Here is a 26,418-nt window from a genome sequence, read left to right on the forward strand (position 1 = left end):
GGTGCCGTAAAATTCTCTTATCGGTGTTAATACCATTTATTACTACAACCTTTTCCTTTGCCCAAAGTGAAGCGCTAAAGGTTGTAGTGAATAACCTGGCTTTTTATAAGCAGAAAAATGATCTGAAATATTTAGCTGCTGCAAAAAAATCTGCAGATAGCCTGATCATCACAAAATCTGATACTGCCGACCTGGAAAAAAACACTTACCGTGCGCTGGTTAACTCAAGCATATTATATATTGATTCGCTAAACAAACTAGGGCAGCCGGCAACTTTACTTGCCGAAACCTCAACATTGGTTGATAAATTGGCGGCTAACAAGAAGGTATATAATTTTGAGGCCGAAATTGATTATGCAAAACGTTGTTTAGCAAACGTTTATATACGCAAGGGCTTTGAGTTTACCAATAATTCTGATTTTACCAATGCCAGGCAATCCTTTGAAAGCGCGCGTAAATACGCCCCCAATTTTAAGCAGTTAAATGATTACATAGCTTATTCAAATAATAAAGCAGGTAATTTGGTTGATGCAGCTAAATACTATAGTAATTTATTGGCCGTTGATAGTACCAAAGCTGAATATATTGAAACAGCATCAAGCATTTACAAATCATTAGGCGATACATCAAAGGCGTTGCAGATACTTCAAAGAGGGCGCAAGTTTTTACCAACCGACAGGTTCTTGCTGCTTGATGAGGCCAATATTTACAATAATCAGAAAAACTATAAGGCTCTGGAACCATTAATAGGTCCTTTGCTTGACATTAACGCAAATAACGCCGATATTGCATTTGTAGCTGCCAATTGTTATGACCATTTAAATAAATTTGACAAAGCGGAATCGTTATATTTACGTACCATTGAGTTAAATAGCTCGGCCTATGATCCTGTTTTTAATTTAGGGTTACTTTATTTAAAGCAAAGTGCAGGCACACAAGAGGGGAGCGATGATAAAAATTTAGGCCGTGCCGTGCAATGGCTTGAAAAAGCTTACGAAATATCGCCCAATAATGTGCAAACTTTAAAGGCGTTACAACTGGCTTATGCCAAAACCGGCAACAAAGATCAATTAGATAGAGTAAATAACAAACTAAAACAGATAACTAACTAAATCATGAAAATCAAACTTTTGATGGCAGGCCTGTTAGGCTTAGTTTCAGCAACAACGTTTGCACAAAAAGGTGAATTAAATACTGCTAAGAGTGAGTATAACAATTACGAAGGCTTAAGGGGTTCAAAAGCTACTTTGGCAGTTGCAGCAAAAAGCCTTGAAACAGCCAAAACTTCGATAGATAAAGCCGCGGCAAATGAAAAAACAGCCGCACTTCCGCAAACCTTTGCATTAAAAGGAGCCATTTACGCGGCCCTTGCCGTACAAGATACTGTAGCGGCTACCTCATTACCATTGTTTAACACCGCCGATGAGTCATTAAAAAAAGCAAAAGAGCTTGATACCAAAGGTGAAAACAAAGACCTGATTAACAACGCTTATTTAAATATGGCCCAATACCAGTTAACCAAAGGTGTTGCAGAATACTCAGCCGGCAAATATGATCTGGCATATCATTCATTTGATTACTACCGCACCGTTTTACCTGAAGATACTAACGCCATATATTATACAGGTTTGGCAGCAGCAAACTCTAAAAACTATCCGGCTGCTATAACCAACTACAATAAATTGCTTACTACTAAATATTCAAAGAACGCAGGCGTTTATATGGACCTTTCGTCGCTTTACTTAGCTACCAAGGATACAACAAATGCGCTTAAGACTGTTAGCGATGGTATAGTAAAATATCCGGCAAATACCGATTTGCGCAAGAGAGAGATTGAGATAAGCCTGCAAACCGGAAAAGAAAAAGAAGTAGCTCAAAAAATACAAACTGCTTTAGCTGCTGATCCTAAAAATAAAACCCTTTATTATTATGCAGGTTTAACTTATTCACAAACTGCAGAATCAATTATAAAAGAACAAGGCAAGGCAAAAGATGCCGCGGCTAAAAATGCATTGCAACAACAGAAGGTAGAAAATTATACCAAGGCTGCCGATATGTATAAAAAAGCTTTAGAAATTGATCCTAATTATTTTGAGGCTAATTTGAATTTAGGCTACGTAATTCTTAACCCGGCAATTGACGCTTACAATGCAGCCAATAAATTGCCAGCCAATAAACAAAAAGAATATGATGCAGCAATAAACAAAGCTAACGCTCAATTTGATTTGGCTAAACCTTATTTATTAAAAGCGGTTGAGTTAAATCCTAAATCTATTGATGCTTTAACAAATCTTAGAACTTATTACTTAGGTAAAAAAGATACAGTAAACGCTGAAGCAACCAAGAAAAAAATTGATGCCTTAGCAGCTCAGCCGCAACAGTAACAAATAAAGAAGAGGGGCTTTTAAAAGGCCCTTCTTTTATAAATTATTACTTAACATAATGTTAATTATGAGACAAATTGTATAAAGGCTTTCAGATGGTCAGAATCTTGACTTTGGCCTTAAAAGTGTGGATTGTACGTAACAAAATGTTCTTTCCTTAATAAAACAAAATGTTCCACATCTAACTCAGTAAAAGCATCGGTTACAGATATTTTAAATTTTCATAGTGTTCCATCTTGGTTGGAAATTCTTTTGCCCAGCCAGGACGATACCAGCAACGGTTCGAGCAGCATTGCGTAAATCATGCAGGTGAATCAAATTCAAGTCCCAGATTTGATTTCCTTCTTCAATAATTAGTAACTTCCTCTCGGAAGTTTCTTTAAGATAATAATCATAGAACTACATTTTTGCCTAACTTGAAAAATCCTATAACCTGCCTGATATTCGCCTTACTGATCCTGGTTTTTACTTCAGTTCCTGCCATATCACAAACAATTGGCGAAAAATATGATCTGGATTTTAACGGCGTTATCTCCTGTCATCATTCCTGGATTTCCTCTAAGTATAACTGTGTTTTTTTAAAGGATGAAGCGAATACTAGACAAGGTAAACCTGCGGTTGAACTTTTTTATCAGAATTTTAAACAGGGGAATATAATGCGGTTTAACCTCTCAAAAACGCTTATCCTACCCAGAAATATACCACAAAAGGATTGTGAGGTTTCCATAATTTCCAAAGACGATGTAAACCACGATTTTTGGTTTAAGGTCACTGCCCTTGACAAGGATGCAGTTGAAACGGATTCAAAGTCAATTAAAATTAACAGCAGGCTTTGGAAGGAAAATTCCATTAAAATAAAGCTGGCGGGTGCTAAAATAATCAGGATTAATATTTATTACGATGGCGATAACTCCGATAAGCAGCATATTTGGATCGATAGGATTTTGATAAAAGCCGGAAAAAAGGATATCACCCGAAACAACTATTTTTCTGATAACCTCAATGACAGTTTAAAAACTATAAAAAGCCTTAATAAAAAACATATTATCGCTTTAGCAACAGGGAATGACAGCACTTTACTCTCTGGCATAAAAGAGCTGGATGGCAAAAAAATAATTGGTATTGCGGAGTGCACACACGGAAGTAATACAAGTAAAGAAGCTAATTATCAATTTATAAAAAACCTGATTATCAATCATCATTGCAGGCTTGTATTATTGGAAACGTCAATAGCAGCAACGCTAACCTGGAATTTATATATACAGGGTAAGATATCCAAAGACTACGGAAAACCAATAGAAGATGACATGAGGGCCTGTTTTATCGATCATAAATTGTTTATGGACTTTCTAGATTGGTTAAGAACATATAATATGCGTTCAATTGCTAAGGTTTACATCTCGGGGATTGATGATTCTGATCCGGAGGAAAAGAAACTCTATCTTTTCAATTTCTATTTAACATTGCTTGGGAAGGACAAAGGAGCATATTATTTAAAGAAAACAATTGACGAACAATATGATGCCATAATAGCACACTCCCATCTCGATACGGTACTGCAAAACAGCCTGGGTAAACAAAATTTCAAGTGCTATATGTCTGTTTTAAAAAATGAAATGGTTTCATCAAAAAGGGAATCACTTTCTGATAATAGAGATATCAACATGTTCAAAAGGGTAAACAGCCTTGTGGACCTTTGTTTAAAGCCCGGCGAAAAAGCAGCTGTACTGGCACATAGCGGGCACCTTCAAAACTTAGAACGATCTGCAGGAGATACCACCTTGGGATTTTACATTAGAAAATATTACAGAGATCAATATTTTTCAATTAGCTTCCAGATCGCGAAAGGTGCCTTTAGCCAGGATGAATGTGCTTTTGACGTTAAAACAATAACAGATAGTTTAAAAATGCCACCTTTATATAGTTTTGAATATGCCGGCCTTGCAACCGGAGTCCCTTATTTTTATTACCCTGCAAAGTACCTGGGCAATAATATTTTAACTTGTTGTTTTATACCAAGAGCGGGCAGGTATGAAGATCTGTATAAATTTTCGGCACTGAAGAGGCAGTTCGATGCCTATGTATTCATTAAAGAAAGTAAACCGATTGAAAACATTGAACCATCACTCTTCATGTATGGAAGGAACTATTTCTATTCAAAAAAAATGGCAATGGATAGTATCGTAAGAAAACTTTAAGGAACATTTTGTTTTATTAATTTGAAACATTACAAAAAAGCCCCGGTCAATTGTTTTGGCCGGGGCTTTATGTAGTGCCGTTAAACGTTACGGTTTTTTGGCGGTATCAGTTTTTGCCGTGTCTGTTTTAGTAGTGTCAGTACTTGCAGGGGCCGTTGTTGATGCAGAATCTACTTTAGTACTGTCAGATCCGCTGCTGGCTGTTTTTGAAGAACTACAGCTCGTTGCTATTGCACCAATCATCGTCGCGACAAGTGCAAAACTTAAAATTTGCTTTTTCATGAGTTGTTTGTATTTGCTATTAATTTGTCATTTGAACATACTATTAACCACGTTCAGCACATATTGTTTAAGTTAATTTTCCCAGCGCGTAAAAATCTTAATTTAAGCGTAATAACAACTCCAAAGCTGGCAATTATTTGTATTCCTATATTTTACAATTTAAAGATGTTTACTTTATTAATAATTTCAGATATTTAAAGTCTATGGTAGTATCCGAAGTAATGTTAAAGTGGGCAATGCGGCTCTACCCTCCCCTTTTTTTACAACGCATTTGGGTAGTAAATATTGATAAGGGATTTAAGGGCGTTCATGTTAAGATCAAAAAGAGCTTTTTAAATAAGAACTATAACAACTCTATTTTTGGCGGAACCATTTTTTCGGCTGCCGATCCGTTTTATCCTGTATTATTCCACCAGTTACTAAGCCGCAAAGGCTATAAATTAAAGGTATGGTCAAAATCATCATCTATCCATTATTTAAAACCGGGTTCATCTGATCTTTACTTCAAGATCAGTTTAACCGATGACGAAATTGACAACGCCGAACTGATACTAAACACAACAGGGAAATACATGGCCCACCACCCTATTGATATTTATAATAAAGATGGCGAAATATGCGTATCGGTAATGAACGAAGTATATCTGCGCAACTTAAATTTTACTGATACAAGTTTATAATTTTACTAAATGACCGTACTAATGAACGATGAGGCTTTTATAAAAAAAGGCTTCCAAATATCAACCGATAAAAGTTTGCTTAATATTGACGCGATATACAATTATTTAAATGACGACTCTTACTGGGCACAAGGTATTTCGCGCGAGAGGTTTGAAAAAAGCATTGCAAATTCCATGTGCTTTGGAGTTTACCAGCAAAACAACCAGGTAGGCTTTGCAAGGGTGGTAACCGACAATGCTACTTTTGCTTACCTTTGCGATGTGTTTATTTTACCGGCTTTCAGGAAAAAAGGCTTATCAAAGTGGTTGGTTCAAACCATAGTTAATCATCCTGAACTGAAGGGCCTTAGGCGATGGTCGCTTGCAACCGCCGATGCCCAGGGTCTATACAGCCAGTTTGGTTTTACACAAATAACCAGGCCCGAAAGATGGATGGAAATATTTACCCCCTATATTACCCCTGATAATTAGTTTAAAAGGATAATGGAGCCAAAATGAATATTAAAAAACTGATTTTTGAGGGCGAAGGCGTAACACTCGACTTTAAAAAAACAATTACCAGCTGCGAAAAAATTGCGCGTACCATGGTTTCCTTTGCTAATAATAAGGGCGGCAAACTGCTGATAGGTGTTGCGGATGATGGTACCATTAAAGGCGTGAAATCTGAAGACGAGGAACGTTACATGATCACCAGGGCGGCGCATCTTTTTGCCCGACCTGCCCTTGAGCCTGTTTTTGAGGAAATTTATGTAGATGATAAGCTGGTATTAGTTGTTGATACCCTTCCAAGCGACCTGAAACCTCACTACGCGTTGGCCGAAGATGGAAAATGGTGGGCTTACGTAAGGGTGAAGGATAAAAGTGTGCTGGCCAGTAAAATAGTACTCGAAGTACTTAAACGTTCGGCAAATGAAGAAGGGGTTCTAATTCAATACTCCGAAAATGAAAAATCCCTGCTACAGTACCTGGAGCAAAACACCCGCATCACCATTAAAGAGTGCAGTGAACTACTTAAGGTTGGCCGCCGCCGCGCCCAGCGCATCCTGGTAAATCTGATATTGTCGGGCCTTATCTGTATCCATACAACAGAAAAAGAAGAATTTTATACGGCCTGTTAATTCCTTTTTGTACTGCCATTATCATTACTTTTGTACCCCTGTACCTAAAGTAAATGAAAAACGTTTTCCTGAAATACAAACCTTATTACGCAGAAAGTCTTAAACTGGCCATTCCTGTGGTCATATCGCAACTGGGCCATACCCTGGTTCAAATGTCTGATTCTATCATTGTTGGTCATTTTGCCGGTACAGTTTCGCTGGCCGCCGTTTCGTTGGTAAACAGTCTTTTCATGGTTCCCCTGGTTATCGGTATGGGCATTTCTTATGGTTTAACGCCGCTTGTAGCGCAAAATAATGGGCGCCGCAATTTTAAAGAGTGCGGGTTATTGTTATCAAACAGCCTGTTTTTAAATATACTCACCGGTATCATTTTGTTTGCCTGCATCTATTTCGGCACCATGTTATTAATAGGCCATCTTGATCAGTCGCCGCAGGTTGTGCTGGAAGCTAAGCCATATTTGCTGCTGCTTAGCTTGTCACTTATTCCTTTGCTTATATTCAATACCTTTAAACAGTTTGCCGAAGGTTTGGGCTTTACCAAGCAGGCCATGCTTATTTCTATATGGGGCAATGTGATCAATATATGTTTGGGGATAATTTTTGTAAAAGGGCTATTTGGTGTTCATCCCATGGGTATCCGCGGTGTGGGTTACAGCACACTTATTGATCGTTGCATAATGGCTATAGTAATGGCGGCGTATGTTTTAAGATCGCCAATTTTTAAAGAGTATTTAAAAAGCTTTGCCATCAGGAATATCGACCGTATCCGGGGTATCCAAATCATGAAGATTGGCGCGCCGGTAGCTTTGCAATATACATTTGAAGTGAGCGCGTTTGGCGGCGCGGCAATTTTAGTTGGCACCATTGGCCTTGTGCCGCAGGCAGCCCACCAGGTTGCCATTAGCCTGGCAGCCATGACCTATATGATGGCCAGCGGCATATCGGCAGGTTCGGCAATAAAATCGGGCAACTACTTTGGGGCGGGCCACCATCAAAATTTGAGGTTGTCGGCTATTTCCAATTATCACATTGTGTTGGTTTTTATGGCGGTTACTGCCCTGATATTTACCTTTGGCCGGCACTTGCTGCCATGGATAATTACTTCTGATGAAAGCGTTATAGCAATTGCAGCACAGTTACTTATCATTGCTGCATTCTTCCAGCTATTTGACGGAACGCAGGTTGTAGGCCTGGGTATATTACGCGGAATGGGCGATGTGAATATCCCAACCTTTATAACATTTTTGGCGTATTGGGTGGTTGGTTTGCCGGTGGGTTATTTATTAGGTATCACCTTTAAGCTGGGTGTTAATGGTGTTTGGTATGGCTTAACGCTGGGCCTGGCAACTGCTTCTATATTATTGTTCATCCGGTTTAACATCATCAGTAAAAATCACCGGGACAAAACTATTCCCATACTGGCGCAGGATTAAAAATACAGATCTGTTGCTACACGGTAGGTATTGCAATGCGCTTCCACAATATCTCTTATTTGCGGTGAATAGCCCCCTCCCATGCTTACCTGTACAGGCAATTTGTTAGCAATACATTGTTCAAATACAAACCGGTCGCGGGCTTTGCAGCCCTCCTTGCTTAAAGCAAGCTTGCCTAATTTATCGGTAGCCAATACATCAACCCCGGCCAGGTAAAATATAAAATCGGGCTTTTGCTGTGTGATCAGTTTTGGCAACGTATCATAAAGGACGTTTAAATATTCTTCGTCTTCTACCCCGTCAGCCAGCGGAATGTCTAAATCAGACGTTTCCTTACGCGAAGGAAAATTATTTGCCCCGTGCATGGAAAAAGTAAACACCCGGGGCTCGTTTTCAAATATCTGGGCTGTGCCATTGCCCTGATGAACATCTAAATCAATTATTAAGATAGATATAGCTAAATTGTTATTTAGCAAATAATTAGCTGCAATAGCCTGATCGTTTAACAGGCAAAAGCCTTCGCCCCAGTTTGTACCGGCATGGTGGGTGCCTCCGGCAACATTAAAAGCTATTTTGTTATCAAAAGCGAGCAAACAACCATCTATAGTCCCTTTGGCTATCCTGATCTCGCGCTCCACCAGCCGGGCAGATAATGGAAAACCTATACTGCGCTGCTCCTTTTGGGGCAAGGTGAGGTCGCGTAACTGATGCCAGTAATGCCCATCGTGGGTTTTAAGTATAATGTCTTCAGATAACGCATCGGGCGAAAACAAATTGCCGGGCGTTATCACTCCTTCGTGCAGCAGCTGAGCGGGGATCAGTTCATATTTTAACATCGGGAAGCGGTGCCCTTCCGGAAGCGGATGCGCGTATATGGGATCAAAAGCTATCTTAAGCATTACTTGTTAAGCCAATATTTCATCAACATGCTTCTGAATGTTCTCGCAAATATTATCAAGCGGCAGGTCGTTCGCATCGTTACCAAACGGGTCTTCAATTTCTTCGGCCAATAGTTCAATGCTGGCGAAAACAAACAGCACAAACCCAATGATAGGAATAATAAAATATTTAAGATCAAATGCCCAGGTAAACGGCAGGGTCATGATATAGGTAAAGATGAATTTTTTGATGAACACACTGTATGAAAACGGAATGGGTGTTTTTTTGATCCGCTCGCAGCCACCGCAAATATCTGTAAAAGACGTTATTTCGGCAGTTACACTAAACAACTGTTCGGGGTTTATTGTGCCCGCTTTATTTAACCTGTATATATTTTTTATGATGGCCGATGCAACCTGGTTAGGTACATGTTTATCCTGATCAATATCAATAAACGGGGATTGCTCAGGCACATAAACATCGCGCAGATGGTTCTTTAATGACCGGGCGTAAAGGGGTATCATGTAATTAAAAAAATCAGCATCGGTCCCGTTAACCAGGTGTTTTAGCTTGATAGCCAAATTACGGCTGTTATTGGTAAGGCTTCCCCATATTTTGCGCCCTTCCCACCAGCGGTCATAGGCCGAATTGATACGGAAAGCCAGTAATAACGAAAACACAAAACCTATGGTTTGATGAATGTAACTCACTTTTTTTAGCAGGCTTGTATCGGGCACCTGCCAAAAATCAATAAGCAGGTAAGTAACCACCCCCGCGTAAGCGCTTACCGCCAATATCAGCGGAAAAAGCTCGCGCAGGGTATCTGCTTTATTCAGCTTGAAAATAAATGAAAACCATTCTTTTGGATTGTAGTAAACCATATATTAAGTAAAAAGTAAATTCAAAATATATCAGCACGGGAGCTGAAACAAATACAAATCAAAGTTATTTTATCGCGGCAGCCATTTGCTGTACTGCCATAAAAACGTCTGTAAAGCTGTTATAAAGCGGAACAGGGCTTAGTCTGATCACATCGGGTTCACGCCAGTCGCCTATTACACCATTGTCTGCAAGATGTTTAAAAATGGCTTTAGCATTTTGCCTGCATACTACAGATAACTGGCAGCCCCGCTCCTGCGGATTGACCGGTGTAATGATCTTAAAAACCTCTTCGCCATGTTGTAGGTTGAACTCATTAATCAAAAACTCCATATAGCCCGTTAAAGCCATGCTTTTTGCACGGAGGTTAATACCGCCGGCATTATCAAAAATAGCCATAGAGGCTTTAAATAGCGCTAATAACAATATTGGGCTTGTGCTTACCTGCCAGCCGTCGGCACCCGCGGCAGCATCAAAGCCAGGCGCCATTAAAAAACGCTTATCCTCGCGATAGCCCCACCAACCGGCAAAACGGTCAAGCTCTTTATTTTCAAAGTGCTTTTCATGTACAAAAATGCCACTGATACCGCCCGGGCCCGAGTTCATATATTTATATGAACACCAGCATGCAAAATCAGCCCCCCAGTCATGAAGTTTCAAAGGTACATTGCCCGCGGCGTGGGCCAGATCAAAACCGACATAAGCGCCTGCATTATGGGCTGCCCGGGTAATTGCCCCCAGGTCAAAAAACTGACCGGTGTAGTAATTTATGCCGGCAAAAAGCACCAGGGCAAGTTCATCAGCATGTTCATTTATCTTTTGGATGATATCTTCAGTATGTAATGTAAGCTCTCCTTCTCTGGGAAATATCTCAACAATAGCATCCTTAGGGTCAAAGCCATGAAACTTAACCTGGCTTTCCATAGCATATTGGTCTGACGGAAAAGCTCCGCCCTCCATAATTATTTTAAATCGTTTAGTATTTGGCTTATAGAAACTTACCATTAACAAATGAAGGTTTACTGTAAGTGAATTCATCACGGTAACTTCATTTTCATTTGCACCTACAATCTTTGAAACGGATGCTGAAAGCTGCTTATGGTAGTTTAGCCAGGGATCATTGCCCTGAAACCAACCCTCAACCGCCAGGTTTTGCCAGGTGTTTAATTGGTCGGTTATGTATTTACCCGCCGAAGCCGGCTGCAGGCCCAAAGAATTTCCGCATAAATATATGGCGTCTTTACCATGATGTTGCGGAATTAAAAAGCGGCTCCTGAAATCTTTTAACGGGTCAAGCGCATCCTGCTCCGAAGCAAATGCTAAACTATTCTGGTAATTCATCGGCTCAATATTACGAAAATTGGTTGGATGGAGTAGTGAGTTGTCAGTGGTGAGTTGTTAGTGTTATTTAGGACATATAATCAACTTGAGTCTACTGCCCTATTAAATTACTAACTATCCATCATCTCACTACTAACCATTCACTACTCACCACTCACTAACTCACCATCTCATTTATTAGGTTTACTTACATATTTATCGCCTTTAACATAGAAACGATATGGCAGCAAGGCATCATTGCCGGCGTAGCTGACACCTATGCGGGGCCCTATGGTTATCTGATCGTCGGTAAAGTTTAGTCCGCGGTCTTCTAACCACAGGGTATTACTTTGTAAACTGATGGCGTTGATATCGCGGGATATTCCCAGGGCTTTGGCAACGGAACCCGGTCCGGCTGTTATAGTTGGTTTAAGCACAGGCATATTGCGCCTGGCCTGCATCGCCTCAATGCCTTCGGTTGGATGAACCGCCCTGATTAAAATAGCGTGTGGCTGCCCCTCAACGGAAGTTACTATATTGAACATTTCGTGAATGCCATAGCAAAGGTAAACATAAGCGATGCCGCCCTGCATAAACATGGTTTTGGTGCGGGGTGTTACGCGGTTGCCATAGGAATGTGATGCTTTATCTATAATACCATTATATGCTTCTGTTTCAACAATATACCCGCCAGTAGTTACACCATCAATACAGGTAAATAAATATTTTCCAAGTAAATTTTTACTGATAGCTACCACATCGTTCCCAAGATAATATTCTTCTGTTAGCTTCATTTTTTAAGGATGCGTTTTAATAATTTGTTGATGTCTTTAGCTTTATTAAATATCATGATATGTGTACCGCCATTAACAACTGTGGCGTTGCTGATTCTTTGATGCGAAAATACGAGGTCCTTATTTCCGATGATGTGATACAGGTTTGGCGGAATAATTTCATTTGTCCAGTGCAATGCCGTTCCCATCGCCCATTTAACAAAAACCGGCGACGATTTCTTCAGCATATCGTTAAATAACCAGGCATCATCGGGTTTCATATGCCCGAACAAAGGCTTTATAAGGAAGCCCAGAGAAGTAAATATTTTTCCCGGAATTAATTTATAAACAGGAAATGCCCTAAAGAAATTAAAATACCAGGGCGCTTCGTTTTTTGTTTTGATGCTTGATATCAGGATCACTTTTTCAACGGGGATCTGTTTGGCTATTTCCACAGCTATCATCCCTCCCAAAGAATTGCCTATAATGACGGAACGAGGAAATATATGGTACTGACTGATAAGTTTTTGAGCGTATGTATTTAAAGTGTCAGACCAGTCTGGCTCTATCCAATCTACAGGAATTACTTCATGTCCCTGCAGATCAATATTGTTATAAACCCGGGTATCAGCACCCAAACCGGCAATCAAATATATTTTACTCATTAAAACTTTATCAGTTTCACTATCTGTTCCAGAAACTTCGCGTCTGTTTCATCAAACTGATCAAGCAATTCACTATCCACATCCAAAACGGCAACTACCTCGTCGTTATGAAATACCGGCACTACAATCTCTGACCGCGACAGTGAGCTGCAGGCTATATGACCCGGAAAAGCCTCCACATCGGGCACTATCAACGTTTTGGCCTGTTGCCAGGCTGTTCCGCATACTCCTTTACCTAAACCTATACGCGTACAAGCCACAGGTCCCTGAAACGGGCCTAAAACCAGCTCATTATCCTTTATCAGGTAAAAGCCCACCCAAAACCATTTAAACTGTTCCTTTAAAGCCGCAGTTATGTTTGCCAAATTGGCCACCAGATCGGGTTCGCCATATAATAACGCCTCAATCTGAGGGATCAGCGTATCATATTGCTCTGTTTTATCGGTTGATGCGGTTATGTTTAAATCCTCTGCCATAATGCAAAAATAACAATGTGATACCGAAAGTAAATAAGACGAATATCATAATTTAAATATGGGAGAAATAAACAATTGTAAAAATTTTATAAAACACTTTGTATCATTATATTATAACAATAATTTTATACATTTATGCCATATTAAACCTTATTACATAGCTATCCCCATAAAAGCTACCTCAATAAACCATAACCATTATGAAAACACTCATCCAGTTACTCATGTTCTGTTCGCTTGCCGTACTGCCTTTACAAAACACCAACGCAGAAAAGCATACCAGCAAATTTTTCAGCATAGGTTTAAATTTAGGTAATAGTACTACCTACAATGGCTCCATTTATTTGTACGGCCCCACTCCCATTAGTGCTTATTTTGGCCCAGGGGGCAGTTCTTATGGCCCACTTACCGCCGGTTCGTATACTGTAAACATGTACATTTCCGCACCAGGTACGCACACTTTTAAATTTGCCGATCAGACCATTACCACCGCCGAAGGGCACGCTACATTCAATAATGTAAACATTACCTCTACGGTCTTCGCGTATGTTTATTAATATGTAACTTTTCTGCGGGGGTATTCCTGAGCGTTTTAACCAGAGGTGGCCTACAATCGGGACTATCTTCGCAGAATGTTATCGTTTAAAACGCAATCATATCGCAACCCTGCATCTCTCCTCTTGCTCCCCGCCGTTGCCGGGAACCGTTAATTTTTCCCTTCCAATCCAAATACTTTTTAAAGCAATAAAACCACACCAAAAAGTGTTAAAACTATCACCTTGAGTGTTTTTTTTAGTTGTTTTAACCCGTTTTAACATTGTTTTAGTCTGATTTTTGTTAAAAAAAATACTTTAAGAAGTTTTTTGGCCCGGGTGTTACAATTAATGTTTTATTTAGCGATACATGATCGTTAGTTTTACTATAATACGGTACCGCAAATTATTTATTCCCTTTGCCCTGCTGGCCATGGCAATACATCGCCTGCCTTTACTGCTTCAGAAGGGTTGTACATTTTATAAGCTGTTGGGGTCAGGCCGCAATGGTACGTTCGACCTGCAGCCTGATTGGCAGCAATGGGGCCTACTGGCCTGCTGGGAGAGCCGGGAGGACTTTGACCAGTTTTATAAACATTCCGTTGTTTCATTCTGGTGGAGGTTACTGGGGTGCGAAAGCTGGACCGTTTTATGCCAGCCCCTGCAAAGTCACGGTAAATGGAACGGCAAAGAACCTTTTGGCAAACCTGATGTAAAAACCTACACTGGCCCTGTGGTTGTGTTAACACGCGCCACGATCAGGATAAGCAGGTTAAAGAACTTTTGGTCGCATGTGGATGATGTTGCAAATTTAATGCTGGAGGCGCCGGGATATATTACTTCTTTCGGCGTTGGCGAGGCGCCAGCCTACAGGCAAGCCACCTTTTCGGTTTGGAAAAGCCTGGATGATGTAAAAGCCTTTGCCTATATGAGCCGGGAGCATGCAGAAGTGATTAAATTAACCAGGAGCGAGAACTGGTATAGCGAAGAACTTTTCGCGCGGTTTAAGCCATTGGAAACCTTTGGCTCAATCAGGGGAAAGAACCCGTTAAATGATTTATTGAAATAATGAAGATATGAGAATTATTGCGGAATTACCACACCCGGATTTTAAAATATCCATCCTGAACATGAACCAAAAATTTATTGTGAAGATAGAACAAGGCACCTTAGAACAGAGCTATAAAGTTGCCGAGATGGATTTGACAGATGGTGTTAACAGCGTTTTTGAATTACTTGACGACGAGTTTTTAAAGAAAGTCGGAGCCCGCTTTGTAGAAATGCGTACTGACTTTAAAGATACCTATTATCGGTACAATTACTAATAGGTAACCTTTATAAATGCTTAGTTTACAAGAATTTAAATACACACAAAATCTAAAACAGAATTTTATTTGGCAAATCAGTTCTGTTTTATGGGATTTTATTGGTTTATATCGCCTTAAAAAAATAACAGTTTAATATAAACTAAGTAACATATTGAAATATAAATAGTTATAATGTTGAAAAAAATTTAATTTGGCAGCCATTTTTGCCAAATAAACGGGAACTTACACCGGAATAAGATCGCAATACCAAAATCCTGAACGTTTTTGGTTATCAGATGAAACACAGGAATCATCGGTATTTTCAGGAGTTTTATATTCTTTAAAAACCATCTCTCCGGTTTTGTAATGTATTTCATTTTTAAAGATCGGGCCTTTAAAGGTAAAAGTGTGAAACTCTCCGTTCTCGCCGCATACATCAACATCCGGCGGCAATGTATTTATCAATTCGCTACTTAACTCCTTTCCGGCAATATGCTCCAAACGCTCCTGCGTGCAGGCTATAACGGTGCCAAAGCCCAGATTAAAAAACTCGTTGATGAGTTCTTTGGTATCACGCTTCCATAAGGGATAGATCCCTTTCAATCCCAGTTCGCTTAGCCTGGCGTCACGATAGGCTTTCAGGTCCTCTAAAAATATATCACCAAATATGGAATGGGTAATGCCCTCATTTTTCAGGTATGTTAAATGCGTGCCCATCACCTCATCATACTCCTTCATTCCGGGCATTTCAGGTAAGCGGATCTGATATAAAGCTATACCTATGCTTTCGGCTTGTTTAATAAGAAGTTCGGTACGTACACCGTGCATTGATATCCTGTCGGCGGCATCATTAATGGTAGTAACCAAATATTTTATTTCCAAATCCGGATTTTGAAGACAGTGGTAAAGGGCCAGGGCGCTATCCTTACCGCCGCTCCAATTGAATATGCACTTTTGCATTAATTTAAATGATGATTTTTAGGTTATTAAATATTGTTTTTCAGAAGTTCATTTACCAACGCCGGCACGCCAACGGTGGCCTTTTCCTGAATTTTTATAAGCGGGCCGCGAACGGCAACATCTGGTATCCTGGGGTCAATAATATACCTTGGTACCTCACGCTTTACATAACTAATCAACCCGGCGGCCGGGTATACCGCCAATGACGAGCCGATCAGCATAAAAATATCCGCTGCCGCGCAGATACGCGCTGCAGGTTCAATCATTGGTACATCCTCACCAAACCATACCACATGTGCCCTTAATGGCGAACCCAGTTCACAAACCTCATCCATCCTAATCTCCCATCCATCAATGGGATAAGTAAGCTCGGGGTTGATGCTTGATTGCGAGCGGGTAATAATACCATGCAGATGTACAACATGGCTTAAACCGGCTCTTTCATGCAGATCATCGATGTTTTGGGTAATGATGGTTACATCATATTGCTCTTCCAGCCGGGCCAGCGCATAATGAGCCGCATTGGGACTTGCTTCGAGCACAGATTTGCGGCGTTCGTTATAAAATTGCTGTACCAGTTCCGGGTTACGCTGCCATGCTTCGGGCGTTGCCACATCATGTATATTATAACCTTCCCATAGCCCATCGCTATCTCTAAAGGTTTTTAAGCCGCTTTCGGCACTGATTCCTGCACCGGTTAGCACTACCAGTTTTTTCATGTCATTTGTAAATTATAAGTCCATAAAAAAAGCGATTTGCCACAAGGCAAATCGCTTTTTTGTATTAATATCTTTAACTAAAGTGCCAGTTGTTTTTTGGGCTGCAAAAAGGTGAATTTGCTTTTAGCGAATTCAAAGCCGCCAAACATCAATATACTAAATACCAGGGTACCATATACCATGTTTTTTTCAAAGTCAACAGCCGCAGCTAATGATGTCATATAACCAGCCCAGGTATGCGGATAAAGGTTAAGCGTGGTATAAAACCATGGCAGATCAGTTACCAGCCAGTGTATTAAAACTGACCCCAGAGAAGCTAAGACTACATTCAGCACATTTACTTTCTTTATCATACTGCCTAAAAGCACCATCAGGGCAAAGCTTAAATAAACTCCTATGATGCCATCATATCCCATGGAAAACTTTGAGGTATATAAATAATTCAAAACAATATCCGTTGTAAACAAGGTAAATAGTACGGTTGCATAACTTTTCCATTTGCTGGCAAAGTATGCCCCGCCAAATAACGCAATGGCACCTACCGGGTTAAAATTACTGAGGTCCTTGTATTTAAACGCGAGCAGCCTGAAAGCGGCAGCCGCCACGATCATTAAAATGATGACGATATTTCGGGTAGTATTGTCTTTTGTGTTCATGATCAAATTTTATGCAGTAAAATTACTTATAAATGTATTAAATAAAAACGGTTAATATTACTTATAAATAAAGGCAACAGCACCCGGGCTGATACCAGTATTGATAGAATACTCTAATTTGCCTGATTTGTCAAAAGCAAACAATTTTCCGTTTGATTGATAGTCTTTAGCATCGGTTACAAATACTTCGCCGGTTAGGTCATTTACCTTAATACCATAGGGCGTAGTTATTACGGTACCATCAGTTATAAAGTTGCCGCTCACTATAGTTTTCGCTTTCACGTCATACTTTTGTATTTTGTTATCAGAGGTTATGAAGTATGCAAAATCACCTGATATGGCCATAGGCGTGGCAAAAGCAGCCGTGAAAGGGGCCGGTGCACTTGCCTGATCAGTAGTACTGTTGATAATTGTTAAAGTAGGTACATCGCCAAAATTGCCAAAGCCTACCACAAATACATCGCCATAACTGTCGGCTGCTACCGTAATTGGGTTAAGTCCAACAGGAATATCCTTGATCTTTGCATCTGTGGCCAGGTCAATAACCGAAACTGTTTTATCAGGATTTCCAAAATCCAAACCACCGGAGTTGGCCACATAAAGCTTGCCGTTTGAAACAACCAGTTGCTCTGGGTTACGGCCAACAGTTATGTATTTACTAACCTCTAACGTAGCGGTATCCATTACAGCAACGGTATTGTCATAAGATGTGATGTAAGCTTTGTTTTTATAAAATGCGACAGACCGGGGCTGGCGGGCTACTGCCCCGTTAAAAAAACTTACATTTTTAATCAGCTTTGCCGATTTAGCGTTCACTACCTCTACCGTACTTGATACATTTACCACAATGTACATTTTAGAGCCATATACTTTAAGGTCATTACCTGTATCGCCAATACCGCTTCCGTTCACTGCTTTGTACTGGTCGGCCACCAGCAATTTACTGGTTACGTCATAATAAGTTAACGAACTGTTGTTACTATTAAATTTACCTTGATTAAGTACATATATACCAGCTACTTCATTTACAGGGGGATTTGTTGTGTCGTCGGGTTCTATTTTCTTGTCCTTATGGCATGATGTAAATGAGATCACAGCTGTAAGGCCGATAAATAAGCTTTTGAGTTTGAGTTGTTTCATATTTGTCAGATTAAATTTTTATTTGAACGGTAAGTCTGTAAGAACGGCCGGGCAAGGGAAAGCTCCTGATTACGGCGTAATTGGTATTAAATAAATTATTTACCTCTAATGAGGTTGTTAATGTGTTATTATGGATTGTAAAGTTGTAAACAGCCGATAAATCACTAACAGCGTAACCAGGCACCAGGTTTTCAGGTAAATTTTCGCCGCTATAATAACGCGATGAGGATATTACCTGGTTATAATAAAGGCCCAGCTTTTTATAATCAATACCTGCATTAAAAGCTACAGTATGCTTGGGGGTATACGGAATTTGCTCCAGGTAAACCGAAGCTGATGGATCGGTCACATCAATTGCCTTTTGAAAGCTATAATTTGCGGTAAATAAGGCCCTCCACCCGTTGTTAAGCTTTGATTGTGTTTTTACACCGATGTCAATACCTTTTACATCTACCTTGCCCAGGTTGGTGATAGATGATATGTAAGGGTTTTGATTAGGTATGGATAATATCTTGTCTGTTATATTGTTATAATAAGCATCTGCTGTAAAAGTAACATAATCAAGCCATGAATTGAGTGATTTGGAATACGTTGCACCCAGGTCAAATTGTTTGGCAAACTCCGGCCGAAGGTTTCTTACCGGTGTTGCGAAATAATAAAACTCATCAAATGTAGGGTATCTGAACGCGCTTTTGTAAAATGCCCTTAATTGAAATCCTGATTTTTCAAACGGCTTAAAACTCGCCATCAAAGTAGGTGAATATACCGAACGCGAACCGGATGACTTGCCTGCTTTAACTGACTCGCTGATGTAGCTGTTAAGCAAGCTCCCCTGAAAACGCCATTTCCCAACCACCAGGTTTGAAGCAAATACATTAAGCAACGTACTTCTGGATGGATAAGCATAGTTGTTAACATTTGCATCCAGCCTGGTGTATGCAAAATCTGTTGCGTAGGATATTTCCCAGTTACTCTGTATATGATAAGCTAACGTGGCCGACTGATACACCTCCTTTTGAATATAAGTATAATTTAATCCGCCTGCATTGTTTAAAAAGTCAGGGTCGGTATAGTGCGTGTAAAGTCTGGAAAGTTTTGTATTTATAAGCAAGTGCAGGCTGCTGTTCCATATTTTTTCATACCCGGCCTGCATAAACATATCACGATTGTGTACCCGCTGTTTGGAGTAAGGATTATAATAGATCACGGCGTTTGGTAAGCCCCTGTCTGAGTTGTAATAATTTAAGTGGAGATTAAACTGGTTACTGTCTGATTTTGCCCAATATAAAGCAGCATCTGCCTGTTGTGCTTTTATATCTCCATTGCGTCGAGTAGCCAGAGTATCAGATCCGTCGCCGTTAACTTTATATTTATACTGACCGTTAGCTTTTTCAAAATAGGAATTAACAATTGCCGACCAATTTTTGCCAATACGCTGCTGCCATTGAACATATGGATTAATTAAACCGAATGACCCTCCCTTGATACCAACAAGGGCCTGGTAAGGTTTGACATCGTTAAGCGAAGGCCTTATGGTTTTTATATACAATACACTTGCCGAAGCAAAAGCCCGTGCGGGCTGGCAAATATCATCGGGCTGCCCATTATATAGCGTTATTGACTGAACGTTATTCAAATTAAGTTTCCCCAGATCTATCTGACCGTTTTGCGCATCATTTAATTGCACCCCATCATAAAACACGCCCGTATGATTGGCTCCCAGGCTGCGTACCAGCACGGTTTTTAGTCCTCCTATGCCGCCGTAATCTTTAATGTTCACCCCTGCAAAATTCCGGATGGCGTCGGCCACGGTAAAAGCGCTTTGGCGGGTAAAATCAATTGTTGAAACCTGTTGTGCCGGGTTAATGGTTTGTATTTGGGGGATGCCTGATGCCGAAACGGTTACCTCTTTTATTTTTTTCAAAGTGTCTGTTTGAGCCCATGCGCTGCCAGGCAATGCGATAAGTATAGTACCGCAAGCCCCTGAAATCAATATGCATTTATAAAAACAGCGTAAAGTTTTTTTCATCCTGATAAGCCCAAAACATCAAGCTAAGGAACAGAACTTTGAAATGAAAACACACTACAAGCAAATGAAGATGATTTCACATTCAAGCCTCAATCCCCGAAAGCTATGAATAACAACAGCGCTTTGGCAGGTGTTCTGACTTACTCCCCATGTGCCCTGTCTTCCCGTCCCGATTATATCTCCGGACAGTGACAATAAGAATGGACAATGGTTAAAGAGCTTACAGCTGCGGGACAGTTACGGATCTTCACCGTATTCCCTTTTAATTCGTTTACAGCAAAATACACTGTATGAAACCAAAAGCACAGCAAAAGTAGGATAAGTATTAATAACTGCAAATTAACAATCACTATATTTATGCAGATGAAATTATATAGTATCCTATTATTGCTATTAAGCAGCATCCCCTGTTTTGCCCAGCAACCCGACACCGTTTTCCTGAAAAAACTTTTTCAAAGCCACCCGGAGTTATTTGGAAGCATACTGAACCATCCTACCCAAAACGAGATACAGATTCTATACACGCAAATTAACCGGGATAAAAATAACGTACCGCACTTTAAATCATACAGTTACCGACTTAATGCTAAACATTACTTTTACCCGGCAAGCACGGTTAAACTACCAACTGCTATTTTCGCGCTTGAGAAGCTAAACGAACTGCGCATTACCGGATTGAATAAACAATCAGCAATGATAACAGATAGCGCGTTTACAGGGCAAACCAAAGTAACAACGGATACCTCATCAGCCGATGGTCTGCCAAGTATTGAGAACTATATAAAAAAAATACTGCTGGTAAGCGATAATGATGCTTTTAATCGCCTTTATGAGTTTGTTGGTCGTGCCGAGATCAACCGTAAATTAAAAAAATACCGCTTATATAACACCCGCATAATTGGCAGGCTGGCCGTTGGCGATGCCGGAGAAAGTACCAGGCACACCAACCCAATAACTTTTTATAACAAGGGTAATGTAATTTATAAAAAGGTGGCGATGTACGATAGTTTAAATTACCCCATGCAACTGGAAAATTTGATACAGGGTAAAGCTTATTTAGACAGTAGCAACCGGCTGGTGAACAAGCCGTTTGATTTTAGCCAAAAGAATGTGTACTCCATTGCCGATCAGCAACAGGTATTGAAGCGGCTGCTCTTCCCGGAAGTTTTTCCAAAGGAGCAGCGTTATAACTTAACCCAGGCCGATTATAGTTTTATATACCGTTATATGAGCATGTTTCCTACCGAAAATATAAAGCCCACTTATAACAGGCCTGAATTTTTCCCGGCCTACTGTAAATTCCTGTTCTATGGCGGCGACAGTACGGCAACCCCTGAACCCGGCATCAGGATATTTAATAAAGTGGGCGATAGTTATGGCTATGATATTGACAACGCTTATATTGTTGATTTTAAAACTAAAACGGAGTTTATGCTCACTGCCGTAGTGCAATCAAATGAAGACGGCATTTATAACGACAATAAATATGAATATGCTACCGTTTGCCTGCCATTTTTAAAAAACCTGGGGCGTGTTATTTATCAGTATGAATTGAAAAGGCCCAAAAAACACTTGCCAGATTTAACTAAATTTAAATTTAATTACAAAACAGTTAAACAAAATTAACTTAACTCAAAACTTACCGTAGTATATACTGTTTAATTCTTACACTTATTAAATAATACTATGGCAACTACAATAGTAAAATATACCGATAACTATCCGGTACTTTATGGTGATGACAGGGTAAATATTAACTGGCCAGAGCGTTATACATCCATCATAGGAGGTGTTAAGCTGGGAATTTCGGGTTTTAAAAATATCTTTTCAAACCCTTTAAGCAGCGTCATTAAAATTAGCGCAGGTGGGTATCTTTTAAACCGAGGCATTACCGGGCATTGTGAATTGTATAAACGCATTGGTAAACTCTCAACCAATCCGGTCAATGTAAATATCCGGTCGTCATTTACCGTAAATAAACCCAGGCATACGGTTTATAGCTTTTGGCGGAGGCTGGATAACCTGCCTTTGTTCATGAAACATTTGGAAAGTGTGGAAACGATTGATGAAAAATTCTCCTTTTGGGTTTTGAAGCTACCTACCGATATGGCTACCGTAAGTTGGCATGCCGAAATTGTAAAGGATATACCAGATGAAATGATCAGCTGGAGCTCACTCCCCGACTCTATAATCAGCAACGCCGGTAAAGTACGCTTTCAGGAAACGCCTGATGGTGCGGGTACTGTGGTTGATGTGGTGATCAGCTATCAGCCACCGGCGGGCGGACTTGGTGCTGGTATCGCTAAAATATTGAATCCCATATTTAAGAATATGGTTGATAAGGACGTGCAGAACTTTAAACAATACATGGATATTGAAAACGATGCTGATGATTTTTATACAGAAGTTACAGCGGTCGAGTAAATGCAGTTGCTTCGGTAATTAAAAACAAAAAAGGCCGCTATTAGCGGCCTTTTCCATAAAACGCTGAGCGTTTTGTATTATTTTACTGCATCAATGATGGCTTTAAAAGCATCAGGATGATTCATTGCTAAATCAGCCAGTACTTTACGGTTTAAACCGATCTCTTTTGCTGCTAATTTACCTATTAACTGTGAATAAGAAATTCCATGCTGACGGGCACCGGCGTTAATACGCTGTATCCACAAAGCTCTGAACTCTCTTTTCTTGGTTTTACGGTCGCGATAAGCGTATTGTAAACCTTTTTCAACTGTGTTTTTTGCAATGGTATAAACCTTGCTTCTTGAACCCCAATAACCTTTGGCGAGGTTCATGATCCTTTTCCTGCGTCTTCTCGACGCTACTGCGTTAACTGAACGTGGCATCTTGTTTGATTTTGGTAGTGAGTGCCTGCTTTCTTTTTTATAACAGAACTTAAAACTCTAATACCTGGTTAAAAAAATTTGTGAATTACTTTCCGATACAAAGCATACGTTTTACGTTTCCTAAGTCAGCTTCAGACACTAAGCTGGTTTGACCAAGGGCACGCTTACGTTTTGTCGACATCTTGGTTAAGATGTGGCTTTTGTATGCGTTCTTTCTTGCGATTTTACCGGTTCCAGTAAGCTTAAAACGCTTTTTAGCACTGGAATTGGTTTTCATTTTTGGCATAACTATTATTTATTTAGATGTTAGATATGAGATTTGAGATGTGAGACTAATGATCTCCTGGCATCTGAACCCCATATTTCACGTTTATTTTAATTAAAATGTCAGGTATGGGATTTTATCAATCTCATATCTAACATCTCTTATTTATTTTTTTACCGCTTTTGGAGCCAGGGTTAAAAACATCCTTTTTCCTTCAAGCTTTGGCAATTGTTCAACTTTACCTACTTCTTCAAGCGCCTGCGCAAAACGAAGCAGTAATATTTCGCCCTGTTCTTTATAAACAATGGCACGACCTTTAAAGTGCACGTAGGCTCTCACCTTTTCGCCCGCCTCTAAAAACTTGATGGCATGCTTTAATTTAAATTCAAAGTCATGATCATCAGTGTTCGGTCCAAAACGGATCTCTTTTATAACCGTTTGCTTGGCATTGTTCTTAATCTCTTTCAGCTTTTTCTTTTGTTCGTAAATGAACTTGTTATAGTCCGTTACTTTACAAACCGGTGGAACCGCGTTTGGAGATATTTCAACCAGGTCCAATTCCTGCTCCTGCGCAATTGCCAGTGCATCTCTTAAAGAGTAAACGCCCTGCTCAACGTTGTCGCCTACCAGACGAACTTCCTGAGCCCTGATGAATTGGTTAATGTTGTGTTCAGCTTCTTTTTTCTTAAAAGGAAGCCTTGGTCCTCTATTGAAAGGTTTGTTTAATGCCAAGTTATACTTTTATTTCTTTAATTATTTGTTCTTTAAAATCTTCTATACTCATACTGCCTAAATCGCCCTGACCATGTTTCCTCACGGAAACCATACCTTCGGCGGCTTCTTTTTCACCTACGACCAGCATATAAGGGATCTTTTTGACTTCAGCATCGCGTATCTTCCGCCCTATTTTTTCATCCCTAAAGTCAATCAGCCCGCAAATATCGGAATCTTTTAACACATCAGAAAGTTTTTTTGCATATTCCTCATATTTTTCTGATATAGGTAAGATAATGAACTGCTCAGGCGACAGCCACAGCGGAAAATTACCGGCACAATGCTCAATTAATACCGCAACAAAACGTTCCAGCGAGCCAAACGGAGCCCTGTGTATCATCACCGGCCGATGCTTTAAATTGTCGCTTCCTGTATATTCCAGTTCAAAACGCTCGGGCAGGTTATAATCAACCTGTATGGTGCCTAATTGCCATTTGCGGCCAAGCGCATCTTTCACCATAAAATCAAGCTTAGGGCCATAAAACGCGGCTTCACCAAGCTCAACTACAGTGCTTAACCCTTTTTCTTCGGCAGCTTCAATGATAGCCGATTCTGCCAGGGCCCAGTTTTCGTCGGTACCTATATATTTTGACTTATTTTCAGGATCACGTAATGATACCTGCGCTGTATAATTATCAAACCCCAGGGCCTTAAATACATACAATACCAGGTCTATTACCTTCTTGAACTCATCTTTCACCTGATCGGGGCGGCAAAATAAGTGAGCGTCATCCTGCGTAAAACCGCGTACACGGGTTAAACCATGCAACTCTCCGCTTTGTTCATAACGATAAACAGTACCAAACTCTGCTAAACGCACCGGCAGATCTTTATATGAACGCGGTTTGGTTTTATATATCTCACAATGATGCGGGCAGTTCATCGGCTTCAAAAAGAACTCCTCGCCTTCCTGTGGTGTTTTTATCGGCTGAAATGAATCGGCTCCATACTTTTCATAGTGCCCTGATGTTACATACAGGTTTTTATGACCAATATGCGGAGTAATTACCTGCTCATATCCGGCTTTAACCTGTGCCTTTTGTAAAAAGTTAGTAAGGCGTTCACGTAAAGCAGTGCCCTTAGGTAACCATAACGGCAAGCCCATGCCTACCTTTTCAGAAAAGGTGAACAGCTCAAGTTCTTTACCCAGTTTGCGGTGATCGCGCTTTTTAGCTTCCTCTATCATATGCAGATAGTCGGAAAGCTCACTCGCTTTAGGAAAAGTAACACCATAAATACGGGTAAGCTGCTTGCGTGTTTCATCACCGCGCCAGTAGGCACCGGCAACGCTCATTAGCTTAACAGCTTTTATAAAACCTGTATTGGGGATGTGTGGCCCGCGGCACAGATCAGTAAAATTGCCTTGTGTATAAAAAGTGATGGAACCATCGGGCAGGTCTTTGATCAGGTCAAGTTTGTATTCGTCGCCTTTTTCAGTAAAATATTCTATGGCATCGGCCTTGCTAACGGGCTTGCGTATATATTCTTCTTTGGTTTTGGCCAGCTCAATGATCTTATCCTCAATTAGTTTAAACTCGTCTGACGAAAATTCACGGTCGCCAAAATCAACATCGTAGTAAAAACCGGTTTCAATAGCCGGACCTATGCCAAACTTGGTACCCGGGTATAAAGCTTCCAAAGCTTCGGCCATAAGGTGTGCCGATGAGTGCCAGAAAGTTGACTTACCCGAAGCATCGTTCCAGGTTAATAATTTAACGTGCGCGTCCTGTTCAATGGGGCGGCTTGCGTCCCAAACCTGGCCGTCAACTTCGGCTGCTAATACGTTACGCGCTAATCCTTCGGAGATCGACTGTGCGATCTGCATGGAAGTGATTCCCTTATCATACTGACGGACAGAACCATCAGGAAGTGTAATACTAATCATCTACAACTATGATTTAAATTTTTATAAAAATTACGTTTTATCAATCACCTACAAAGTGATCTTTATTTGAGGCACGAAAATACAATTTTATTTTGATTTGAATTTTCAAATTCCTTTGTCGGCTTAAGAAACTTTTTAAAGCTAAATTTTAATGAAAAACAGCTTCAAAAGAGGATCACAAGCGATTAAAACCAGTTGCATACCATTAAAAAAATAT

General features: G+C 40.2%; 28 protein-coding genes and 1 riboswitch. Of the genes, 12 read left to right on the forward strand and 16 right to left on the reverse strand.

Annotated features, from left to right (window positions below; genetic code table 11):
* The first annotated feature begins 23 nt into the window (after positions 1 to 23).
* The 3 genes from J2W55_RS15910 (at position 24) to J2W55_RS15920 (ending at position 4,582) form a co-directional block, all read left to right on the forward strand.
* A complete protein-coding gene (locus tag J2W55_RS15910; protein ID WP_310097578.1) occupies positions 24 to 1,112 on the forward strand; it encodes a tetratricopeptide repeat protein in 1,089 nt (362 codons plus the stop codon).
* 3 nt (positions 1,113 to 1,115) lie between these two features.
* Positions 1,116 to 2,384: a tetratricopeptide repeat protein gene (locus J2W55_RS15915; RefSeq protein WP_310097581.1), complete on the forward strand. Its 1,269-nt coding sequence runs from the start codon at positions 1,116 to 1,118 to the stop codon at positions 2,382 to 2,384.
* A 416-nt stretch (positions 2,385 to 2,800) separates the two neighbouring features.
* Complete coding sequence (locus J2W55_RS15920; RefSeq protein ID WP_310097584.1) at positions 2,801 to 4,582, forward strand: erythromycin esterase family protein; 1,782 nt, start codon at positions 2,801 to 2,803, stop codon at positions 4,580 to 4,582.
* An 87-nt stretch (positions 4,583 to 4,669) separates the two neighbouring features.
* On the opposite strand, the gene J2W55_RS15925 is transcribed toward J2W55_RS15920, so the two are convergent.
* Complete coding sequence (locus J2W55_RS15925; protein ID WP_310097587.1) at positions 4,670 to 4,864, reverse strand: coproporphyrinogen III oxidase; 195 nt, start codon at positions 4,862 to 4,864, stop codon at positions 4,670 to 4,672.
* Positions 4,865 to 5,067: 203 nt separating this feature from the next.
* On the opposite strand from J2W55_RS15925, the gene J2W55_RS15930 reads away from it, so the two are divergent.
* The 4 genes from J2W55_RS15930 to J2W55_RS15945 are packed head-to-tail and all read left to right on the forward strand — an operon-like array spanning position 5,068 to position 8,095.
* Entirely contained in the window at positions 5,068 to 5,544 is a 477-nt protein-coding gene (locus J2W55_RS15930; RefSeq protein WP_310097589.1) for a DUF4442 domain-containing protein, read from the forward strand.
* 9 nt (positions 5,545 to 5,553) lie between these two features.
* Entirely contained in the window at positions 5,554 to 6,015 is a 462-nt protein-coding gene (locus tag J2W55_RS15935) for a GNAT family N-acetyltransferase (protein ID WP_310097592.1), read from the forward strand.
* A gap of 23 nt (positions 6,016 to 6,038) precedes the next feature.
* On the forward strand, positions 6,039 to 6,662 hold the full coding sequence (locus J2W55_RS15940; RefSeq protein WP_310097595.1) for an RNA-binding domain-containing protein: 624 nt from the start codon (positions 6,039 to 6,041) through the stop codon (positions 6,660 to 6,662).
* 53 nt (positions 6,663 to 6,715) lie between these two features.
* Complete coding sequence (locus J2W55_RS15945) at positions 6,716 to 8,095, forward strand: MATE family efflux transporter (protein WP_310097598.1); 1,380 nt, start codon at positions 6,716 to 6,718, stop codon at positions 8,093 to 8,095.
* Here J2W55_RS15945 and J2W55_RS15950 read toward each other — a convergent pair.
* The 6 genes from J2W55_RS15950 to msrC all read right to left on the reverse strand — a co-directional run bounded on the left by J2W55_RS15950 (position 8,092) and on the right by msrC (position 13,087).
* Positions 8,092 to 8,994, reverse strand: coding sequence for a histone deacetylase family protein (locus J2W55_RS15950; RefSeq protein ID WP_310097601.1), 903 nt, complete (start codon positions 8,992 to 8,994; stop codon positions 8,092 to 8,094). The genes J2W55_RS15945 and J2W55_RS15950 overlap by 4 nt on opposite strands.
* A gap of 6 nt (positions 8,995 to 9,000) precedes the next feature.
* Positions 9,001 to 9,855, reverse strand: coding sequence for a bestrophin family protein (locus J2W55_RS15955; protein WP_310097603.1), 855 nt, complete (start codon positions 9,853 to 9,855; stop codon positions 9,001 to 9,003).
* A gap of 64 nt (positions 9,856 to 9,919) precedes the next feature.
* On the reverse strand, positions 9,920 to 11,194 hold the full coding sequence (kynU, locus tag J2W55_RS15960) for a kynureninase (RefSeq protein WP_310097607.1): 1,275 nt from the start codon (positions 11,192 to 11,194) through the stop codon (positions 9,920 to 9,922).
* A 170-nt stretch (positions 11,195 to 11,364) separates the two neighbouring features.
* Positions 11,365 to 11,967 (reverse strand): DNA-3-methyladenine glycosylase, encoded by a 603-nt coding sequence (locus J2W55_RS15965; RefSeq protein ID WP_310097610.1) that lies wholly within the window; start codon positions 11,965 to 11,967, stop codon positions 11,365 to 11,367.
* Positions 11,964 to 12,611: an alpha/beta hydrolase gene (locus tag J2W55_RS15970; RefSeq protein WP_310097613.1), complete on the reverse strand. Its 648-nt coding sequence runs from the start codon at positions 12,609 to 12,611 to the stop codon at positions 11,964 to 11,966. The genes J2W55_RS15965 and J2W55_RS15970 overlap by 4 nt, the downstream gene beginning before the upstream one ends.
* Positions 12,611 to 13,087, reverse strand: coding sequence for a free L-methionine (R)-S-oxide reductase MsrC (gene msrC, locus J2W55_RS15975; RefSeq protein WP_310097617.1), 477 nt, complete (start codon positions 13,085 to 13,087; stop codon positions 12,611 to 12,613). The genes J2W55_RS15970 and msrC overlap by 1 nt, the downstream gene beginning before the upstream one ends.
* 200 nt (positions 13,088 to 13,287) lie before the next feature.
* Between msrC and J2W55_RS15980 the strand changes: the two genes are divergently transcribed.
* The 3 genes from J2W55_RS15980 to J2W55_RS15990 all read left to right on the forward strand — a co-directional run bounded on the left by J2W55_RS15980 (position 13,288) and on the right by J2W55_RS15990 (position 14,945).
* Positions 13,288 to 13,644, forward strand: coding sequence for a hypothetical protein (locus J2W55_RS15980; protein WP_310097620.1), 357 nt, complete (start codon positions 13,288 to 13,290; stop codon positions 13,642 to 13,644).
* A 346-nt stretch (positions 13,645 to 13,990) separates the two neighbouring features.
* A complete protein-coding gene (locus J2W55_RS15985) occupies positions 13,991 to 14,689 on the forward strand; it encodes a DUF3291 domain-containing protein (RefSeq protein WP_310097623.1) in 699 nt (232 codons plus the stop codon).
* 7 nt (positions 14,690 to 14,696) lie between these two features.
* Positions 14,697 to 14,945, forward strand: coding sequence for a hypothetical protein (locus J2W55_RS15990; RefSeq protein ID WP_310097625.1), 249 nt, complete (start codon positions 14,697 to 14,699; stop codon positions 14,943 to 14,945).
* 225 nt (positions 14,946 to 15,170) lie between these two features.
* On the opposite strand, the gene J2W55_RS15995 is transcribed toward J2W55_RS15990, so the two are convergent.
* From J2W55_RS15995 to J2W55_RS16015, 5 genes are all read right to left on the reverse strand, one after another.
* Positions 15,171 to 15,887 carry a Dph6-related ATP pyrophosphatase gene (locus J2W55_RS15995; RefSeq protein ID WP_310097628.1) on the reverse strand — a complete coding sequence of 239 codons (717 nt, stop codon included), beginning with the start codon at positions 15,885 to 15,887 and terminating at the stop codon, positions 15,171 to 15,173.
* Positions 15,888 to 15,913: 26 nt separating this feature from the next.
* Positions 15,914 to 16,606, reverse strand: a complete 693-nt coding sequence (locus tag J2W55_RS16000; protein WP_310097630.1) for an SIR2 family NAD-dependent protein deacylase — start codon at positions 16,604 to 16,606, stop codon at positions 15,914 to 15,916.
* A gap of 77 nt (positions 16,607 to 16,683) precedes the next feature.
* Complete coding sequence (locus J2W55_RS16005) at positions 16,684 to 17,262, reverse strand: DUF6580 family putative transport protein (protein WP_310097633.1); 579 nt, start codon at positions 17,260 to 17,262, stop codon at positions 16,684 to 16,686.
* Between the two features lie 57 nt (positions 17,263 to 17,319).
* A complete protein-coding gene (locus J2W55_RS16010) occupies positions 17,320 to 18,402 on the reverse strand; it encodes a DUF5074 domain-containing protein (RefSeq protein ID WP_310097636.1) in 1,083 nt (360 codons plus the stop codon).
* 10 nt (positions 18,403 to 18,412) lie between these two features.
* On the reverse strand, positions 18,413 to 20,431 hold the full coding sequence (locus J2W55_RS16015) for a TonB-dependent receptor plug domain-containing protein (protein ID WP_310097638.1): 2,019 nt from the start codon (positions 20,429 to 20,431) through the stop codon (positions 18,413 to 18,415).
* 108 nt (positions 20,432 to 20,539) lie between these two features.
* Positions 20,540 to 20,748, reverse strand: a riboswitch (cobalamin riboswitch).
* Positions 20,749 to 20,794: 46 nt separating this feature from the next.
* Between J2W55_RS16015 and J2W55_RS16020 the strand changes: the two genes are divergently transcribed.
* Both J2W55_RS16020 and J2W55_RS16025 read left to right on the forward strand, forming a co-directional pair.
* On the forward strand, positions 20,795 to 22,057 hold the full coding sequence (locus J2W55_RS16020) for a serine hydrolase (RefSeq protein ID WP_310097641.1): 1,263 nt from the start codon (positions 20,795 to 20,797) through the stop codon (positions 22,055 to 22,057).
* A 60-nt stretch (positions 22,058 to 22,117) separates the two neighbouring features.
* Positions 22,118 to 22,855, forward strand: coding sequence for an SRPBCC family protein (locus tag J2W55_RS16025; RefSeq protein ID WP_310097644.1), 738 nt, complete (start codon positions 22,118 to 22,120; stop codon positions 22,853 to 22,855).
* A gap of 77 nt (positions 22,856 to 22,932) precedes the next feature.
* Here J2W55_RS16025 and rplT read toward each other — a convergent pair whose 3' ends face one another.
* The 4 genes from rplT to thrS all read right to left on the reverse strand — a co-directional run bounded on the left by rplT (position 22,933) and on the right by thrS (position 26,201).
* Entirely contained in the window at positions 22,933 to 23,277 is a 345-nt protein-coding gene (gene rplT, locus J2W55_RS16030; protein WP_310097646.1) for a 50S ribosomal protein L20, read from the reverse strand.
* A gap of 85 nt (positions 23,278 to 23,362) precedes the next feature.
* A complete protein-coding gene (gene rpmI, locus J2W55_RS16035; protein ID WP_310097649.1) occupies positions 23,363 to 23,563 on the reverse strand; it encodes a 50S ribosomal protein L35 in 201 nt (66 codons plus the stop codon).
* A gap of 144 nt (positions 23,564 to 23,707) precedes the next feature.
* Positions 23,708 to 24,274: a translation initiation factor IF-3 gene (infC, locus tag J2W55_RS16040; protein ID WP_310097652.1), complete on the reverse strand. Its 567-nt coding sequence runs from the start codon at positions 24,272 to 24,274 to the stop codon at positions 23,708 to 23,710.
* Position 24,275: 1 nt separating this feature from the next.
* Positions 24,276 to 26,201 carry a threonine--tRNA ligase gene (thrS, locus tag J2W55_RS16045; RefSeq protein WP_310097654.1) on the reverse strand — a complete coding sequence of 642 codons (1,926 nt, stop codon included), beginning with the start codon at positions 26,199 to 26,201 and terminating at the stop codon, positions 24,276 to 24,278.
* Positions 26,202 to 26,418 lie beyond the last annotated feature (217 nt).

This window comes from Mucilaginibacter pocheonensis (assembly GCF_031456535.1).
In the GTDB taxonomy this organism is placed as follows: Bacteria; Bacteroidota; Bacteroidia; order Sphingobacteriales; family Sphingobacteriaceae; genus Mucilaginibacter; species Mucilaginibacter pocheonensis.